The organism is Vibrio sp. 10N.222.52.B7, assembly GCF_041474275.1.
Classification (GTDB): Bacteria; Pseudomonadota; Gammaproteobacteria; order Enterobacterales; family Vibrionaceae; genus Vibrio; species Vibrio crassostreae_C.
In genome coordinates this window covers 45014-63687 of record NZ_JBFRTU010000001.1, presented here as the reverse complement: position 1 = coordinate 63687, position 18674 = coordinate 45014, and the positions used below count along the sequence as shown (strand labels likewise).

At 45.0% G+C, this 18674-nt stretch carries 15 protein-coding genes; 12 read left to right on the top strand and 3 right to left on the bottom strand.

Going from position 1 to position 18674, the window contains the following annotated elements; all coding sequences use genetic code 11:
* Nucleotides 1–16 precede the first annotated feature (16 nt).
* The 3 genes from AB4512_RS00255 (at nt 17) to AB4512_RS00245 (ending at nt 3162) form a co-directional block, all read left to right on the top strand.
* Nucleotides 17–1555, top strand: a complete 1539-nt coding sequence (locus AB4512_RS00255) for a murein L,D-transpeptidase (protein WP_372174103.1) — start codon at nt 17–19, stop codon at nt 1553–1555.
* Between the two features lie 199 nt (nt 1556–1754).
* Nucleotides 1755–2303, top strand: a complete 549-nt coding sequence (locus AB4512_RS00250) for a YcbK family protein (protein ID WP_004733385.1) — start codon at nt 1755–1757, stop codon at nt 2301–2303.
* Nucleotides 2304–2508: 205 nt separating this feature from the next.
* The gene (locus AB4512_RS00245; protein ID WP_017060954.1) at nt 2509–3162 is read left to right on the top strand and encodes an MBL fold metallo-hydrolase; all 654 of its coding nucleotides are present in this window, start codon (nt 2509–2511) and stop codon (nt 3160–3162) included.
* Between the two features lie 111 nt (nt 3163–3273).
* On the opposite strand, the gene AB4512_RS00240 is transcribed toward AB4512_RS00245, so the two are convergent.
* Complete coding sequence (locus AB4512_RS00240) at nt 3274–4074, bottom strand: DUF2982 domain-containing protein (protein ID WP_017060955.1); 801 nt, start codon at nt 4072–4074, stop codon at nt 3274–3276.
* Nucleotides 4075–4294: 220 nt separating this feature from the next.
* Here AB4512_RS00240 and AB4512_RS00235 point away from each other — a divergent pair, with 220 nt between their 5' ends.
* From AB4512_RS00235 to AB4512_RS00195, 9 genes are all read left to right on the top strand, one after another.
* Entirely contained in the window at nt 4295–4687 is a 393-nt protein-coding gene (locus tag AB4512_RS00235; RefSeq protein ID WP_017060956.1) for a hypothetical protein, read from the top strand.
* Between the two features lie 553 nt (nt 4688–5240).
* Nucleotides 5241–6335 carry a TRAP transporter substrate-binding protein gene (locus AB4512_RS00230; protein ID WP_017060957.1) on the top strand — a complete coding sequence of 365 codons (1095 nt, stop codon included), beginning with the start codon at nt 5241–5243 and terminating at the stop codon, nt 6333–6335.
* 197 nt (nt 6336–6532) lie between these two features.
* The gene (locus tag AB4512_RS00225; protein ID WP_017060958.1) at nt 6533–7078 is read left to right on the top strand and encodes a TRAP transporter small permease subunit; all 546 of its coding nucleotides are present in this window, start codon (nt 6533–6535) and stop codon (nt 7076–7078) included.
* A 9-nt stretch (nt 7079–7087) separates the two neighbouring features.
* Nucleotides 7088–8371 (top strand): TRAP transporter large permease subunit, encoded by a 1284-nt coding sequence (locus AB4512_RS00220; RefSeq protein ID WP_372174102.1) that lies wholly within the window; start codon nt 7088–7090, stop codon nt 8369–8371.
* Between the two features lie 104 nt (nt 8372–8475).
* Nucleotides 8476–9831: a cache domain-containing protein gene (locus AB4512_RS00215; RefSeq protein WP_017063573.1), complete on the top strand. Its 1356-nt coding sequence runs from the start codon at nt 8476–8478 to the stop codon at nt 9829–9831.
* Nucleotides 9824–10462 carry a response regulator transcription factor gene (locus tag AB4512_RS00210; protein WP_017060961.1) on the top strand — a complete coding sequence of 213 codons (639 nt, stop codon included), beginning with the start codon at nt 9824–9826 and terminating at the stop codon, nt 10460–10462. The genes AB4512_RS00215 and AB4512_RS00210 overlap by 8 nt, the downstream gene beginning before the upstream one ends.
* A 149-nt stretch (nt 10463–10611) precedes the next feature.
* The gene (locus tag AB4512_RS00205) at nt 10612–12210 is read left to right on the top strand and encodes a BCCT family transporter (protein WP_017066829.1); all 1599 of its coding nucleotides are present in this window, start codon (nt 10612–10614) and stop codon (nt 12208–12210) included.
* 271 nt (nt 12211–12481) lie between these two features.
* The gene (locus AB4512_RS00200; protein WP_017060963.1) at nt 12482–14053 is read left to right on the top strand and encodes a BCCT family transporter; all 1572 of its coding nucleotides are present in this window, start codon (nt 12482–12484) and stop codon (nt 14051–14053) included.
* 323 nt (nt 14054–14376) lie between these two features.
* Nucleotides 14377–16260, top strand: coding sequence for a methyl-accepting chemotaxis protein (locus tag AB4512_RS00195; RefSeq protein WP_017070254.1), 1884 nt, complete (start codon nt 14377–14379; stop codon nt 16258–16260).
* 71 nt (nt 16261–16331) lie between these two features.
* On the opposite strand, the gene azu is transcribed toward AB4512_RS00195, so the two are convergent.
* Entirely contained in the window at nt 16332–16784 is a 453-nt protein-coding gene (gene azu, locus AB4512_RS00190) for an azurin (RefSeq protein WP_372174100.1), read from the bottom strand.
* A 275-nt stretch (nt 16785–17059) separates the two neighbouring features.
* The coding region (cydC, locus tag AB4512_RS00185) for a heme ABC transporter ATP-binding protein/permease CydC (RefSeq protein ID WP_372174098.1) at nt 17060–18674 on the bottom strand (1615 nt) is incomplete at its 5' end.

The following is an 18674-nucleotide window of genomic DNA, read 5'->3' as shown; positions in this document are numbered from 1 at the left end:
GGTGATGGAGTTAAGCATGTTCGCAAAATACTTCTGTGGATTATTAGTTCTAGTTTCTGTGCACGCATGGAGCTATACGAGTTCTGACGAGAGCCGATTTATTCCGGCTGATTCGGAGCTCTCTTTTATGCTGATTTATCCAGAGCTCACACAGAGTATCTATCAAGACACTTCTCTGCCTATCCTTTGGGATTCTCCTGAGCTGGTTAAAGCGTTTGAGTTCCAATTGTCGCTTCTTGAACAAGCGCAAATGGCACCACTCTTCGAGCGACAACTCAAGCAAATCCGTCACTATCAATCCCATGCTCAATGGCAAGAGTTGGACATATTACTTACCGATACTTTTATCTACTACCTGAGCTACGTTGAAAATGCGCCGCTTGCCGGTAAAGATTGGTACTTCTCGGGCAAGTTGCATTCCAAATTACCTGCGCCTTCTCCGCATATTCTGATGAGCTTAAAAAGCAGCGTTGCCAATGATTACTTATTGGAGATGGTGTTGTCTTACGCGCCGCCTGTTGGGGATTTTGACCAATTCAAAGCAACCTATTCGGTGTTAGAAACCGCCTCTGAACTCAATATTGAACGATATAGACAGAAAGGTTTGAAGCGCTTGGGTGACGAGCTTTCAGACAAAACGGTTCTTGTTGAGCGCATTGCCTTGGTTGGTGTTGATACCTCGATGATCGCGGTCGATTTTCCCGAGTTCGATCGAGATCTGCAAACGGCGATTAAATCTTTTCAGCGCATGCACGGCCTTACAGACGATGGGATCGTCGGGCCAGATACGATCAAATGGATCAACATGAGCTTTGATGATCGATTGACTTCATTGGCTCTGAATGCGGAACGCGTGCGTTTGTGGCCACGAGACAGAGACTCACTCATCGTCGTTAACGTACCTAGCTTTGATATGAAGTATTGGGAAGATGGCGAAGAGGTCTTTGAGTCCAAAGTCGTGGTGGGCAGAAAGTCGCGAAAAACACCGCTTTTAGAGATAAACCTCGATTCGGTCATCCTAAACCCGACTTGGAATGTGCCATGGAAAATCATGGTCAAAGACATCTTGCCTAAAGTAAAAGCCGACGAGAGTTATCTTGAAACACACAATTTTCAAGTGATCGATGGTTGGCGTTCGATGGAAACTGTCGATACTACCGAGATAGATTGGCAAACGATTAACTTTAACTCTTTTCCTTATCGAATGCGCCAGCAAGCAGGCTCTAGTAACGCATTGGGTTTGTATAAGTTCAATACGCCCAACAAGCGAGCCATCTATCTCCATGACACCCCAAGTAAAAGCTTGTTTAACGATGACTTCCGCGCCTATAGCTCTGGTTGTATTCGTGTTGAGCATGCCGAGGAACTCGCGGAGTTGTTATTTGCGACTAAGGTAAAGAAAGTGCCGAATCAGGATGATGAACTTGCGCCCAATACTAAGGTTCGTCTCAAGAAGCGAATTCCAGTGCATATCATTTATCAAACCGTGTTGTTTGAAGAAGGAGGCATACAATACCGCGGTGATATCTACCAATATGATAAAGAGGGCGGTTGATTGAAATATGGTCAAGAAAGGTGATCTTGACTGAAAAATGACAACCAAGCTTCTATTGATAAAATTATAATGAGTATCAATAACTAACCGTGCAAAGGTTACAAATACTAACGTTTTGCACGGTTTTTGTACGTTGACGCAGCAAATTCCATTATGTATCGTGCATTTTTTCGTTCGATCTAATTGGTTTTTTTGCTGTATGTCTCAAAGTTTATTTTCACGCCGTCAGTTTCTGACTTACGCTGGTGGTACCGCTGTTGTCGCCTCAATTACTCCTTCTATCGCTTTTGCTTCATACCCTGATCAACCAAGAACGATTAGCATGAACAATCTTCACACTGGTGAACGATTAGAGACCTGTTATTTCGATGGCACTAACTATGTTGGTGACGAGATGGCACGCCTCAGCAAATTATGTCGCGATTTCCGCCGTAATGAAATTCACCCAATGGATAAGAACCTGTTTGATCAGATCACTCAGATTCAAAATGTCTTAGGTATTCAAAAAGAAGTTCAAATTATCTCTGGTTACCGTTCTCCTGCGACCAATGAAGCATTGCGCTCTAAGTCGAGTGGCGTAGCTAAGAAGAGCTACCACATGTTGGGTAAAGCGATTGATTTCCGTATTGATGGCGTCAACCTAAAAGAATTAAGAGACGTAGCTAAAAGCCTGAATGCGGGTGGTGTCGGTTATTATGCACGTAGCAACTTTATCCATATCGATACTGGCCCAGTTCGCAGCTGGTAGCGCTAGGCTTAGATTGCGAGCGAAACGGTAGGGACTTGTCAAAGTAGACATCCAATGTCATAGTTTGCCCAAATTTCAGTTTGTTCTAATAATTCGGTTTATTGCTGCTCAGTTTGTTGCTGTTTAGTTTGTTATTGTTGGGTTTGTTGCCAATAACATAGCGATATTCGAGTTGTTCACCAGATTCGCTCTTTAAGGTTTGTATATGTCTCTTAAGTATCAAGTTGTACCTGTTACCTCTTTTTCTCAGAACTGCTCGATTGTGTGGTGTGATGAAACCATGGAAGGCATCGTTGTCGATCCGGGCGGTGATGTTCAACAACTCGCGGCTATCATTGAAGAACTCGGTGTTAAGGTTGTGAACTTGGTACTGACGCACGGTCACTTAGATCATGTTGGCGGTACGGTACCACTTGCTGAGATCTTGAAGGTTGAAATTGTGGGCCCGCATAAGGCAGACAACTTCTGGCTACAAGGTCTAGAGAATCAAAGTCAGATGTTTGGTTTCCCACTGTGTAAAGCTTTTGAACCAAACACTTGGTTAGAAGAGGGCGACAAAGTCACTTTTGGTAATCAAGTGATTGATGTGATTCACACGCCGGGCCACACGCCAGGTCACGTTGTACTGTTCAGTGAGCAAGCTCGTTTAGCGTTTGTGGGTGATGTGTTGTTTAACGGCGCAATTGGCCGTACTGACTTCCCACAAGGTGACTTCAATACGCTTATCGCTTCAATCAAGACTAAGCTTTGGCCACTAGGCAGTGACGTAACATTCGTTCCGGGCCATGGTCCTGAATCGACATTCGGTCGCGAGCGTGCATCAAACCCGTTCGTCGCAGATGAAATGCCTCTGTACTAATTAAATCTTTGATTTTCCAACCGATTATTTGTGTCGATTGATTGAAAATGAAGCTTAGCTTTTGTCCTGAAAGCTAAGCTTTTTTATTGTGTGTGAACTTACTGGTAAACCTTAATCAGAAAGACGTTCAGCGGCAGCCAAGTAGCGTCGAGCCAGCCCCACAAACTCTTCTCCACTCATATTCAAATCATGGGTTGATATGAAAATGTCATAACCGTGGAAGCCCCTTTGATATTTCATTCTGTTGGCAAGCATCGCCTGCAATCCAGAATAGTTTTTAATCACCGCGTTTGGACTGTTTGTCTCATTCGGTGAATCAAGGTTGTCCTGTGATTGGTTATCGTTGAAATTTACGTTGTCGGTATTCTGCGACTCTTTGTATTGGCTTAGTTCGACACAGCCACTTTCAGTACAACGCGCATGGTAATGCGATGAGTCGAGAACCATATCCTCAAAGTTGGACTCTTTGCCTGCTTGTTTGGCTCCTAAGTACAAAAGTGCTCGTTGGCTGAGCAATAATTCACAAGTTATTTTAGGGCAAATCGAATCGAGGTAGGGCGAGTAATCTTTTACTTTAATTCCGACCCAGGGCAGAGGTTGATGCCAACCATCTTGTTCATAAGTGCAAAGACCAATTTTTTGGATGTTACTCCATTTTAAAACCCAACCCCCTTTGTAAAAGTGCTGCTGAAAATGAGTCGGGGTAAGTGTGAACATCACTCGGCTGCGCAGCATCAAATAGTAGCCAGTTCCCAGAAGCGCAATACTGCAAAAAGCACCCACGATCAGTAACTTTGGATTGTCACTGTAGAGCGAAACGATCAAGCAAATGAAGCCTAAAATAATGGCGAGGATACGGTACGAGCGAGTGAATGAAGGCAAAGAGAAATTACTAAGGTGACGAGTGTCCATAGGTAACACCAAGTTTTCATATTTTTGTCTGGATGGATAACCAGTGTATATGACCCTGAATTGATAAGTCGATGTTTAAATAATAGACGCTAGTAGACAATATCGGTATTTTTCGTCGACTTTCGACGCTTCACTCTACAAATAGCTCCTGTTTTTTGGTATAAATCGCGCTTCAAATTTTCACCACTGCGAAAAGAGCAGTGAACTGGAGAAATATTCAATGAGACTTGCTCATAAGCGTAAGGTGCAGGCTAAACTGCAGAAACGCACTAAAGCGGCTGTAGTTAAAGCAGTGGCAACGCCGAAAAAAGCGAAGCCTGTCGCAGAGAAAGTTGTAGCAGAAAAAACTGTAGCAGCAAAACCAGCGGTAGAGAAAGCAGTAGCAGCAACTAAAGAAGTTGCAGTAGCACTGACTCCTAAGCAACAACAAGTTCTAGACATCGTTGTTAGCAATGCTGAAGGCATTAACCCTAAAGGTATCGGCCTAGAAGCTGGTCAAGAAGACGCGAAAGCAGCTTCATGGGCAACAGGCGCATTGAAAAAACTTCTTGAAGAAAACCTAGTAGCGAAAGAGCAGCTAGCAGGTAACAAGGTTATCTACAAAGCTATCTAATCCTGTGGGATTACATTCGCTTCGTTAAGTTTTTAAGCCTCGATTTTCGAGGCTTTTTTGTATCTGGCACATTATGCCAAGTCCGAGCCCAAATCCAAGCCTAAACCTAGGCTCTATAATCTCAATTCCAATTCGATATACGGCTTAACTGATTAGTGTTGTCTCGTGTCAGAGCTTCGAATCAGCAAGCACTAAATTAGGGCGTTAGCTAGGTAGATCAAGAGAGCAAAGCCTTGATTTTTTTCCCTAAAATACAGCAATGAATAGAGCTTCATCACGAAATGGCAATCAATTGTTAAGAGTATTTAATTATTAATACTTAGGTATTTATCAATACGCATTGCCTTGGTGAATATCCAAACTCCTTTGAAATCGACACTATTCAATCATCTCCTACGTAGTTCTACTTAATCCTTTGGTCTAATACGTAACTTTGTTAACGCCATGCGTGCGTGCTCTCCCTGATATCTTGTTGCCTCATCACGGTGCACTCTTATGTTGAATCATAAAAAATGCTCATAGAAAGAGTGTTAACCCAACAAAGGACGTGAACATGAGTCTCATTTCTAACTCCCTCACACGAGTTTTTAAAAACGTTGCAGTAACTGCTGCGGCTTGTTTAGCTTTGGTCGCTACTGGTGCTACAGCCGCTGATAAGGTTTACCGTTTAAAACTTGCGGAAACTTGGGGACCAAACTTCCCAGTTTTCGGTGATGCAACCAAAAACATGGCGGCGATGGCTGAGAAGATGTCGAATGGTCGACTGCAAATCAGAATCGATTCAGCAAACAAACACAAAGCACCTCTTGGCGTTTTTGACATGGTTAAGTCTGGTCAATACGACATGGGTCACTCAGGCTCTTACTACTGGAAAGGTAAAGTTCCAAACACTCTTTACTTCACTTCTATGCCTTTCGGTATGACGCCCGCAGAACAATACGCGTGGTTCTATCACGGTGGTGGTATGGAGTTAATGGAGCAGGTTTACTCTCCACATAACTTGATGTCTTTCCCTGGTGGTAACACGGATATCCAGATGGGGGGGTGGTTTCAAAAAGAGATCAACAGCGTTGAAGATCTACAAGGTCTGAAAATGCGAATCCCGGGCTTTGCAGGCGAGATTCTTGCTGAGCTAGGTGCTAAACCGACGAACATTGCCCCAGGTGAACTTTACACGTCTCTAGAGCGTCGCACGATTGATGCACTAGAGTGGGTAGGTCCATCGCTGGATTTACGAATGGGCTTCCACAAAATCGCGCCTTACTACTACACAGGTTGGCACGAGCCGGGTTCAGAGCTTCAATTCCTAGTGAACAAGCGTACATGGAACAAGCTGCCTGAAGACCTACAAGAAATCTTACGTGTTGCAATGCGTACTGCGGCTTACGACATGTACACACAAGCAACGCACGAAAGTGGTAAGAACTGGGTTTCAATGAAGACAGAATACCCAGATGTACAAGTGAAAGATTTCCCACCAGAGGTTATGTCTGCTCTGAAAGAAGCGAACGATCGCCTACTGGCTGCACATGCTGAGAAAGATGAGCTAGCAAAAGAGATTCAAGCTTCACAAGCAAGCTACCTAGAGCAAGTACGTTCATGGACGGATATTTCACATAGAGCTTATCTAAATAGCCAAGCGAAATAATCGACAGTTGTTGAACTGAATCTAAATGAACCCGAAGCTTTTCTTATTGAGTATTTAAGAGTGAATAAGCCGAGGGTTCATTTAAAACATAATAACTAAGCAGGATAAATCCTGTATTACGCTCAAGAACCTTTTCTACGTCCTACAGCTCGTTACCTCAGCTGCGCGATGTCTTTTCAAATTCCATGGAGTCGGGAATGCGAAGTCTAATTTATATTGAACGCCTGTTTAATCGTATCGGTGACGCACTGGGATGGCTTTCCAGTATGTTGTTTATTTTACTTATCGCCAACGTCGTGTATGACGTTGTCATGAGATATGCCTTCAACGATGTCTCTATCGCCTTCCAAGAGATGGAGTGGCACCTCTTCTCAGCCGTTTTCCTATTAGGTGTTCCTTATGCCATCAAGGCTGGTGGTCATGTGCGAGTGGATGTGTTCTACGAGCAACTGAGCTTTAAAGCACAAGCGATTATTGACCTGCTTGGCACGCTTATCTTTCTACTTCCGTTTTGCCTGCTGGTGGCTTGGTTTGGTATCGATGTTGCCAAAGAGAGTTATGAACTGGGTGAAACCTCAGGCGATCCCGGTGGCCTGCCGTATCGCTGGATCATCAAAGCTATGATCCCGCTGTCATTCTTTTTGATGGCACTCAGTGGCGTAGGTTTGATCCTGCATTCACTGAATAAGATTTTTAATCCGCATCTTATCCATGCAAACAATATTCATACAAAAAACAAGTAGAGGCTGAACATGATTGGAATAGTAATGTTTTTCGTAGCCTTGTTTGCGCTTTTACTTGGCTTCCCAGTGGCGTTTACCTTTGGTGGTATCGCGTTAATCTTTGGTGTTTGGGCTGAGGGCATTGAAATGTTTGCCTTCATGCCATATCGAATTCAATCCATTATGGAAAACACGGTTCTGATGGCCGTTCCATTGTTTGTTTTTATGGGGCTCGTTCTACAAAAGACCAAGCTTGCTGAGCAGTTGCTTGAGTCTATGGGGCGACTGTTTGGCGGCGTTCGTGGTGGTATCGCGATTTCAACCGTATTAGTAGGTTCACTACTTGCGGCTTCTACTGGCGTGGTTGGTGCTTCTGTTGTTGCTATGGGACTTATCTCCCTACCTGTAATGCTCAAGTACAATTACGACAAAGGCTTAGCCTGCGGCACTATTTGTGCGTCTGGTACGCTAGGGCAGATCATTCCACCCTCCATCGTATTGATTCTATTGGGTGATGTTCTAGGTGTTCCTGTAGGCGACTTGTTCCAAGCGGCGATTTGGCCAGGCGTGATGCTGGTCGGCGCGTACATCGTTTATATCTTGATATACGCAAAGCTACACCCTGAAGCGGCTCAACCTATTGAACGTGATGACTCCATCAGCCGTAAGCAGGAAGTGTTTAATGCACTGAAAGCGATTCTTCCGCCTCTAGCGTTAATCATTGTTGTACTGGGCTCTATCTTCGCAGGTGTTGCTACGCCAACAGAGTCAGCCGCATTAGGTGGCGCGGGTGCGATGATACTTGCACTGCTTTACGGTCAATTTAGTTGGTTGATGGTGTACGAGGCGTCGAAAGAGACGGTGAAAGTAACGGCGATGGTATTTGCTATCTTGTTGGGTGCAACGGCATTCTCAATGGCGTTTACCTACACTGGTGGCGACTATCTGGTTGAAGAGTGGATGCTACAACTGCCAGGTGAAAAATGGGGCTTCCTGATCATTACCATGCTGGTGATTCTGATTCTGGGTTTCTTCATCGACTTCGTAGAGATCTGTTTCATCATCGTGCCGATCATTGCGCCAGTTGCTGAACTGATGGGCATCAACATGACATGGTTCGCTATCCTTATTGCGATGAACCTACAAACTTCCTTCTTAACGCCGCCATTTGGTTTTAGTTTGTTCTATTTAAAAGGCGTAGCACCGAAAGGCGTGACGACTAAGGACATCTACCGAGGTGTGATGCCGTTCATTCTGATTCAAATCCTCGTACTTGGATCACTTCTCGCTTTCCCATCTTTCTATGGAATGTGAGTGAAGCCAAGAATGTGAATGATATGTTTCGACGGCTATCTATAAATTGCTAAAGTAAAACGGCTTATTGATGTTCAGTAAGCCGTTTTTTGTGAGGGAAAGGAATGCCTCTAAAAGCCAAGCTGATTTTGCTGACGTTGCTCCCGTTGCTGCTGGTAACGGCGAGTATTAGTTGGATCTCGCTGCACCAGACTAAGACGTTAGGCGCTAAAGAAGTCGAGATCTTTAGAGACAGCCTAATCAAGTCGCGTGAAAACGCCCTCAAAGACACGGTTGATCTCGCGTTCGACGCCATAGAACACGTCTATAACGATCCAAATATCCAAGAAGCCCAAGCCAAAAAAAAAGTTCGAACCATATTGTCTAAACTTAGATATGGCTCTGATGGGTACTTCTTCGCATACGATCGCCTCGGGACCAACTTGGTTCATCCAATTCAGCCAGAATTGATAGGCCAAAACCTACTCCAACTGCAAGATGAAGATGGCGATTTTCTGATAGAGGCTCTGTTAAGAGAAGCGCAAACCGGAGGCGGGTTTCACCAGTATTTGTGGCAAAAACCGTCGACGGGTGAGGTGGTGTCTAAGCTGAGCTACGCCGCTTGGTTAGAGCGTTGGGACTGGATGATTGGCACCGGCTTGTATATTGAAGACGTACACCAAGAAGTGGCTTCGATGCAGGCTGCGATAAATAAGAATATTGAAACCACGTTCTTTTCGATTGTGGTGATTTTGAGCGTAACGGTCGCGGTCATCATCGTGCTGACCTTGGCTATTAACATGCATGAACATCGGATTGCTGATAACAACTTAAAGGAGCTGGCGCATAAGACGGTGATGTTCCAAGAAGACGAGAAGAAGCATCTAGCGCGTGAGTTGCATGATGGTATTAACCAATTATTAGTGTCGAGTCGTTGCCATTTGGAACTGCTCGGTAATAAGCTACAAAATGAAGACCTTAAAGCACATTTGAATAAGTCGCAGCATTCACTGATGCGAGCGATCGAAGAAGTGAGGCACATCTCGCATCAACTTCGTCCAAGTTCATTGGATGACATAGGCTTAGAAGCGGCATTGTCTTCATTACTGTTAGATTTTCAGGCGCACTCGGGCATAGAAGTCGAGACCATGTTTGCTACTCAACCTGGTAAGTTAAAATCAGAGGCGGCGACGACCCTATATCGAGTCGTGCAAGAGTCGCTGAATAATATAGAAAAACATGCACAAGCGACCAAAGTAACGGTTATCGCTCAGCAAATTGGTAATGTGTTGCAACTACTGATTCAAGATAACGGTGTCGGTTTCAACACCTATAAAGCGATGGAAAAACGAGGGATCGGGCTGCGTAACATGAGAGAGCGAGTGGAGTTCATCGGTGGTGACTTTGAATTGATGAGTGAGATTGGCCTCGGAACGGAAATTACAGTGTTACTGACACTAGAGGGATTAATGAATGAGTGAAGTTATTCGAGTTGTGATTGCTGATGATCACCAAGTGGTACTGGATGGCTTTATGGCGAGATTGGAACTCGAGCCAGATATTAGCGTGATAGGTACGGCCAGCAATGGACTAGAAGCGGTAGAGGTCGTTAAGTCTCTGCGCCCTGATGTGGTGTTGATGGATATCAGCATGCCTATCATGAATGGCATTGATGCCACCCATCTGATTAAAGAAGAAGACCCAGAAGCCAAGGTCCTGATGCTGACCATGCATAACAACCGTGAATACATCATGAAGGTGATGCAGTCGGGTGCTGTCGGTTACATGTTGAAAGAGATTTCGGCTGAAAAAATGGTACAGGCAATCAAAACGGTCAATCAAGGATCGACCTATTTCTGTGAAAAAGTCACGCAGAATTTGTTTACTCAGCCGATTACTCCCACGCCATCTGTCAAGAATCCATTGAGCAGACGTGAAGAGGCTGTGCTGAAATTAGTCGCAAAAGGGGAGAGCAGTAAAGAGGTCGCAAAGGCGCTGAATATCAGCTATCGAACGGTAGAAACCCATAGGCAAAATATTAAGCATAAGCTCGATATTCACTCTACGGCAGAGCTTGCTAAATATGCGGTCAGCTCCGGGCTTGTGGACTGATCTTACGCTAAATAACGTTAAATGTGTAATTTACGCCTCCTTTATGGAGGTTTTTTTAGTATTTTTGCGACAGGTTGATATTCTTCTTTTCGAAATTTAAGCGCCGAATGCAATGTTGCAAACTGTGCGCTGCAAATTAGAGAGGAAGCATGGAGCCTGTAAAAGATAGGTATAGTATTGAAAATACCGATTATACAGTAGGACAAGATAACGTTCAGAAATGGGGTTTTGATGTTCACAACCCAGTATTTGGAATCAGTGCAGGGGCGATCATTATCTTCCTGTTGGCACTTCTAGTCGCAGACCCTGAAACCGCAAAAGCGGCGCTTGATGGAATCAAATGGAAAGTCATTGGTAACTTCGATGGTTTCTTCATGTGGGCAGCAAACATCTTCGTAATTTTCTGTTTTGCCCTCATTGTCTCCCCGTATGGCAAGATACGTATTGGTGGCAATGATGCCAAAGCAGAGCACTCAAACCTATCTTGGATGTCGATGTTATTCGCCGCAGGAATGGGTATTGGCTTAATGTTCTGGGGTGTTGCTGAGCCAGTAGCTTACTTCACTGGCTGGTATGAAACACCACTAGGTGTTGAAGCTTACTCTCCTGAAGCGGCGAAGTTGGCTCTTGGTGCAACCATCTACAACTGGGGTCTGCACGGTTGGGCGATTTACGCGGTTGTTGCTCTAGCGCTTGCCTTCTTCACCTTCAATAAAGGTTTACCTCTATCAATCCGCTCTATTTTCTACCCTATCTTGGGTGATAGAACTTGGGGTTGGTTTGGTCATATTGTTGATATCGTCGCTGTGCTTGCAACGCTATTTGGCCTTGCAACTTCATTGGGCTTAGGTGCTCAACAAGCGACCAGTGGTATTAACCATGTATTTGGTACCGATGGCGGTATTGGCATGCAGCTGATTGTTATCGCTGTGGTTACTTTCTTAGCGACAATGTCCGTGGTTCGTGGCATCAACGGTGGTGTAAAGCTTCTGAGTAATGTGAACATGCTGGTTGCTTTGGGCTTACTTATCTTCGTTACCATCGCTGGTGGCATGGCGGGTATTAAAGCAATCCCAACCGCGCTAATGGGCTACATTGAAAACTTCATTCCCTTAAGCAATCCTCACGGTCGTGATGACGAAACGTGGATGCAAGGTTGGACGGTATTCTACTGGGCATGGTGGATGTCTTGGTCACCATTCGTAGGCATGTTCATCGCTCGTATCTCTAAAGGTCGAACGATTCGTGAATTCATCGTTGCTGTATTGTTCATCCCAACGACAGTAATCATCATCTGGATGGCTATTTTCGGTGGCATCGCGATTGATCAAGTGGCGAACAAGGTGGGCGAGATTGGTGTGAATGGTCTGCAAGATATTACACTTTCTCTTTTCCATACTTACGATGCTCTGCCAATGAGCTCTGTGCTTTCAGTGGTATCGATTGGTTTGATTATGGTGTTCTTTATCACCTCTTCTGATTCAGGCTCATTGGTTATCGATAGCATTACCTCTGGCGGTAAAGTGGATGCACCGGTTCCACAACGTGTATTTTGGGCGTTGATGGGCGGCGCGATTGCAGCGGTTCTACTATGGGTTGGTGGTACGGAATCTATTCAAGCACTGCAAGCTGGAACGGTATCGATGGCGCTACCATTTGCCTTCATATTATTGCTTATGTGCCTAAGCTTATTGCTAGGTTTACGAACTGAAAATCAATTGGTTAAGCACCAAAATGCTTTGAGTTAAAAGTATTTTTGATAAAAAGGTCGACAGGGTCGACCTTTTTTTCGTCATAAACTTGAGTAATTACGTGAATATTGTTTGAAATTCCATCGAACCGATTCTAGTTTACTGAAAACAACAAGTTAACCTGCTAAACTTCAGACATCCAAGTATTTGAATTATTGTGACAACAGCTTGTACTACTTGGATCGTAGGTTCGAGTTTGTAATTAAGTCGCAGGTAAGTAAGGAATACGAGGTCAATAGACCCTAATAGAATTCCGTAGAGAGGGATAATGACTAAAGGTATAGATAAATACAGTATCGACAGTACGGATTACACTGTCGGTCAAGATAACGTCCAAAAATGGGGTTTTGATGTTCATAACCCAGTATTTGGTATTAGTGCGGGACTTATCGCTTTGTTCCTGATCGGTGTTCTTATTACAGATACCGCTTCAGCAAAGGCTGCGCTAGATGGCGTTAAAGGCCAGATTATCAATTCGTTTGATTGGCTTTTCATCTGGTCGGGTAATATTTTCGTAATTTTCTGCTTAGGTTTGATTGTTTCTCCGTACGGCAAAATCCGCCTTGGTGGTGTTGATGCGACGGCAGATTACTCATTCTTCTCTTGGCTATCGATGCTGTTTGCCGCAGGTATGGGTATCGGCTTGATGTTCTGGAGTGTGGCAGAGCCAGCGGCTTACTTCACGGGTTGGTTTGAAACTCCGTTAGGTGTTGAACCAAACACACCAGAAGCTGCAAAACTGGCATTGGGCGCAACCATGTATCACTGGGGTCTACACCCTTGGGCGATTTATGGCGTAGTAGCACTGTCACTTGCGTTTTTCTCTTACAACAAGGGATTGCCTCTTTCTATCCGTTCTATCTTTTACCCAATTTTAGGTGATAGAGCTTGGGGCTGGGCAGGTCACATTGTTGATATTCTTGCTGTACTTGCAACGCTATTTGGTCTGGCGACATCGTTAGGTCTTGGTGCACAACAAGCGGCAAGTGGTATTCAGCATGTATTCGGCATTGAAGCGGGCTTAGGTCTGCAAGTTATTGTGATTACAGCGGTGACTTTATTGGCGGTAGTATCAGTACTTCGTGGTATTGATGGTGGCGTTAAAGTTATCAGTAACATCAACATGTTGGTGGCTTTCCTACTGCTTATCTTAGTGGCTCTAATCGGCTACGCGGTGACTTTAGGTTCTATCCCAACGACATTGATGGCATACATTGAAAACATCATTCCGTTGAGTAACCCTCACGGTCGTGAAGATGAAACGTGGATGCACGGTTGGACTGTATTCTACTGGGCTTGGTGGATCTCATGGTCTCCATTCGTAGGTATGTTTATCGCACGTGTTTCTAAAGGTCGTACCGTTCGTGAGTTCATCACAGCAGTACTGATTGTACCGACTACAGTGACTATCATTTGGATGTCAGTATTCGGTGGCATGGCGATTGACCAAATCGTGAATAACGTTGGTATTCTTGGTCAAGACGGCCTAACAGATGTATCACTAGCAATGTTCCAAATGTTTGATGCACTGCCGTTCGGGACTCTGCTTTCAATCATTGCGGTTGTATTGGTTCTAGTCTTCTTCATTACATCGTCTGACTCAGGCTCTCTAGTAATCGACAGCATCACCGCGGGTGGTAAAGTTGATACGCCTGTGCCTCAACGTGTGTTCTGGGCGTTCCTAGAAGGTGCGATTGCTGTGGCTCTATTGTGGGTTGGTGGTACTGAAGCAGTACAAGCTCTACAAGCGGGTGCAATCTCTACAGCATTGCCATTCACCATCATTCTATTACTGATGTGTGTGAGCTTGCTAATGGGTATGCGTACAGAAAAACGCTAGGCTTTGTAAGCTGAAATCTACTGCAATTTATACGCAGTAGAGTGGTAAATAATATGAAGGCAGAAGAGGAAACTCTTCTGCCTTTTTTGTTTCTTCTTTACCGTGTTTTCTTGTCTCTTTTTAACATGTGAAGTGCGATAAAAATGTTAATAACCGTAGAGACAACACCGCCTTAAATTTGGCGACAAGCCAAGGAATTGACATTAGGTAAGCTTATGGTTTGCTTAAAATTATATTCCGATATTAAATTATAAAATTGCTCGAATTTAATACTGATATTGGGTAGTATGCGCGAGATTTCCCACCACTCGTGAAACTTTGACATGAAACTAACACTAAAGCAGAAGTTGATAGGCGCTAGCCTATCTGCTGTTGTCGTTATGGCTACAGCGTTGACTTGGTTGTCAGCAAACCAATTATTTGAACAGACTCGTAATGGCGTATACCTACGAGCTGAAAGCGTATCTGAAGCAGCATCTGAAGGTATTAAAAACTGGATTGATATCCGTACTGATATCGCATCAGCATTTAATGACTTTTCACGAGAGGATGATGTTGTTCCTTTCCTTAGACAAGCTCGTGTAGCGGGTGGCTTTGACGATATCTTTTTAGGTACTCCAGAAGGTGGAATGTACCGTTCACATCCTGAACGTAATCGTGCAGATTACGATCCTCGTCAACGTCCTTGGTACCAAGAAGCAAACGCTGCAGGTAAGCAAATCATTACTACGGCTTACCAAGATGCAATCACCAAAGCACTTCTAGTAACGATCGCAGAACCTGTTCGCCACAATGGCCAACTTGTTGGTGTTGTTGGTGCAGACGTACTGATCGACCAGTTGGTTAACGATGTAATCAGCCTTGATGTTGGTGACAACGCTTACGCAATGCTAATTGATGCCTCTGACGGCACATTCCTAGCACACCCAGATTCAGCACTAAGCTTGAAGCCGGTAAGCCAGCTTTCAAACGATATCTCTATGCCTATCATCGAAAACGCAGTGCGTACGGGTAGCATCGAGATCATCAAAGAGCGCGGCGCAGACAAGCTGCTTTACTTCACGAAGGTGCCTAACACTAACTGGATCTTCGCGGTTCAGATGGACAAAGCAACAGAAGAAGCGAACCACTCAACGCTACTTACTCAGCTGATCATCACTGCTGTCGTTATTACGCTCATCGTAATCGTACTCGTGTCTTGGTTAGTAAGCTTCCTATTCCGCGACCTAAACCGCGTTTCAGCAGCACTTGAAGAAATTGCTTCAGGTGAGGGCGATCTTACTCAACGCCTTGAGCCTAAGAGCGACGACGAAATTGGTCAGCTTGCAGCAAACTTCAACCGCTTTGTGGGTAACATGCACACCATGGTGATCAAGCTAAGCGAAGTATCTGCTGCGCTAGGCAACCAAGCACGTCAAACGGCTTCTCAAGCTGAAGAACGTAGTGCTCGTATCCAAATGCAACAAGACGAGATCAACATGGTAGCAACAGCCGTTAACGAAATGGCTGCAGCAACACAAGAGATCGCAGGTAACGCAGACCACACTGCACAGAACTCATCTGAAGCGGTTGGCGCGTGTGAGCACGGTACTGGTCAAGTAACACAGACTCAAAGCTCTATCCAAAACCTTGCTCAAGAAGTTCAAATCGCAACTAACGTGATTCTCGAGCTTGAAGAGCACGGCAACAGCATCAACGCTATCTTGTCTAACATTCAAGGTATTGCAGAACAAACGAACCTACTTGCACTTAACGCCGCTATTGAAGCAGCACGTGCCGGTGAGCAAGGTCGTGGTTTCGCAGTAGTAGCGGATGAAGTTCGAGTTCTGAGCCAACGTACACACGGTTCAACGCAAGAAATTCAACAAACGATTGAGTTGCTGCAAGGTACAACAGGCAAAGCGGTTAACATCATGAACGATAGCCGTACTCTTGCTGAAACCAGTGTTGATGACGCGAACTCAGCGGCTGCAAGCCTAACGCAAATCCATGCTGCTGTTGAACGCATCAGCGACATGGCAACACAGATTGCTTCTGCTGCAGAAGAGCAAGCGTCAGTAACGTCTGAGATTACTCGTAACACTGAAGGAATCCGTGACGTATCTAACGAGCTAGCAGACGAAGCGCACCAAGCTGCAGAACAAGCTGCTCAGCTGTCTGAACTGTCTCACGAGCTAGAAAGCGAAATCAGCCGCTTCAAGCTGTAATCGAAGCCAATATAACAAAGCCCCGACCTAGGTTGGGGCTTTGATGTATCTGTACAATCTAGACTAACGAGTTATTTAAACTCAAACTTGCCCTTCATGATTGCCCAGTGGCCCGGGAATGAACATAGGAAAGAGTAGTCGCCACCGGCTGTCATTTTCTCTGTGCTGAAAGTGATTGAGGTTGACTCGCCACCACCGATAACACGAGTGAAGGCGTAAACGCGGCTGTCGTCAGGTTTTAAGTAGTTATTGTCGATACCTGCCGACATACCATCGATGCCTACTGCTTGTAGCGACGCAGTGTCTGTTATAACGACGTTGTGACCCATTGATTGGGCTGGCATAGAACCAGTATGGTTTAGCGTCAGCTTCACTTCTTTACAGCTCGCTGGAACGCTTAATGTGTCAGTTGAAAATTTCATTTGATCACTAGCATCAATCGATACTTCACATTCCGAGCTCGCTTGAGCGGTAAAGCTAGCACCTACAAGCGCTATCGTTGTTGCGATTAATCGTAAAGACATACACTGTTCTCCATTATTTTAGGGGGAGGTTATTCCATGAGGTTGATTGATACGTATTATCCTAGAAAGATGATCATAGTAATGTGCTACGACTTGAATTGTGTGCAACTCGTTGCTTTGTAAATGGTAAGTTTTTGTAGGAAAGGGCAAAACTAATCAGCGCATGAACAACCGTTTAGGGGGGGAATGGTTGCTCGAGACTAGAATCGCAGACAACAAAAAGCCCGAGCATAAACTCGGGCCTTGAATAGTTTTCTTTATAGCTTAAGGGGAAGCTAGATTGCCTGACGAAGTTGGAAATAACGTCCTGCTTCGTTTAACAGTTTCTCATGAGAGCCGTTTTCAACAATCTCGCCTTGTTCAATCAGAACGATAGAATCCATCGATTCTAAACCAATCAAACGGTGCGTAATGAAGATAACCGTCTTGCCTTCAAAGTGCTTCTCGAACAGTGCCATGATGCTGTGTTCTGTTTGCTTATCTAAGCCTTCTGTTGGCTCATCAAGAAGCAGGATAGGGGCATCATGAAGAATCGCGCGTGCGATACCAATACGGCGCTTCTCACCCCCAGACAGTTGACGACCACCGTCACCTAACCAGCTATCAAGTGCATTATTCTCAAGCAGCTTTTCTAGGCCAACATCTCTTAGGATATTTGCTAAGTGATCATCGGTCGCTTCTGGTCTTGCAATCAACAAGTTGTCACGCAAAGTACCATTTAGAATGTCGACACGTTGGCTTACTACACTGATTGATTCACGAAGCTGCGATTCGTTCCACTGCGTCAGTTCAATACCCGCGATTGATATGTAGCCCTTTTTAGGATCCCAGTAGCGAGTCAGAAGCTGAATCAGAGTCGATTTACCAGAACCCGTTTGACCAACAATCGCAACCTTGTGCGTGGCAGGGATCGTTAGGTCAACAGCGTTCAGAACACTGCGCTCAGAATCAGGGTAGTTGAACGTCACGTTTGAGAACGTAATATCAAGCGGCTTGTTGATGTCTAGCTTCTCTTCAGTGAACTGAACTTCAGGCTCCGACAAAATAACTTCGTTCAAGCGACGTGCTGAAGACAGAGTTTGACCTAAATGCTGGAACGCACCTGCAATTGGCATTAATAGCTCGAAGCTTGCCATGGTTGCGAATGCCATTAGCGCGATGAACGGGTCTGGTGCATTACCACCTACACCGTCAGCCGCAAGCCAAAGCATAAGAACCAACGTTAAACCGTTGAACAGCATTAGCGCAGCTGACGCCATACCGGTTAGGTTAGCGTTCACAAACTGATTCGCCATCAGCTTGTGTTGTGTCTCTAGAATCGCATTACGGTAACGCTCTTCTGCACCGAACAGAGTCAGTTCGCTGTAGCCTTCAATCCAATCTAGCGTAGTAACACGAAGGTCTGCTTTGTTCTGTGTTAGTTCACCACCGTTACGTTTACCCAACTTGTAGAACAAGACAGGCCAAACCAACAGCATGATCAGAAGGATAGAACCCAAGATTAAACCAAGCGAACTATCGAACCACATCAAGAACAGAGTCAGGAAGAAGATACCAAACACACCAACCGTTACAGGGCTGACTAAGCGCAAGTAAACGTGGTCCATAGCGTCGACATCAGCAACCAAGCGGTTAAGTAGGTCAGCGTCACGAAGGTTTGAAATACGACCTGGGATCAGCGGAGCCAGCTTCTTGAAGAAGAAGATACGCAGATCAGTCAGTAGTTTGAATGTCGCATTGTGGCTCACAACACGTTCGCCCCAACGACCCGCAGTACGGCTCATTGCCAAACCACGTACACCGCCACCCGGCAGCATGTAGTTGAAGGTTTCACGTGCAATCGTAAGGCCAGCAACCGCAGAAGCTGAAATGAACCAACCCGATAGCGTT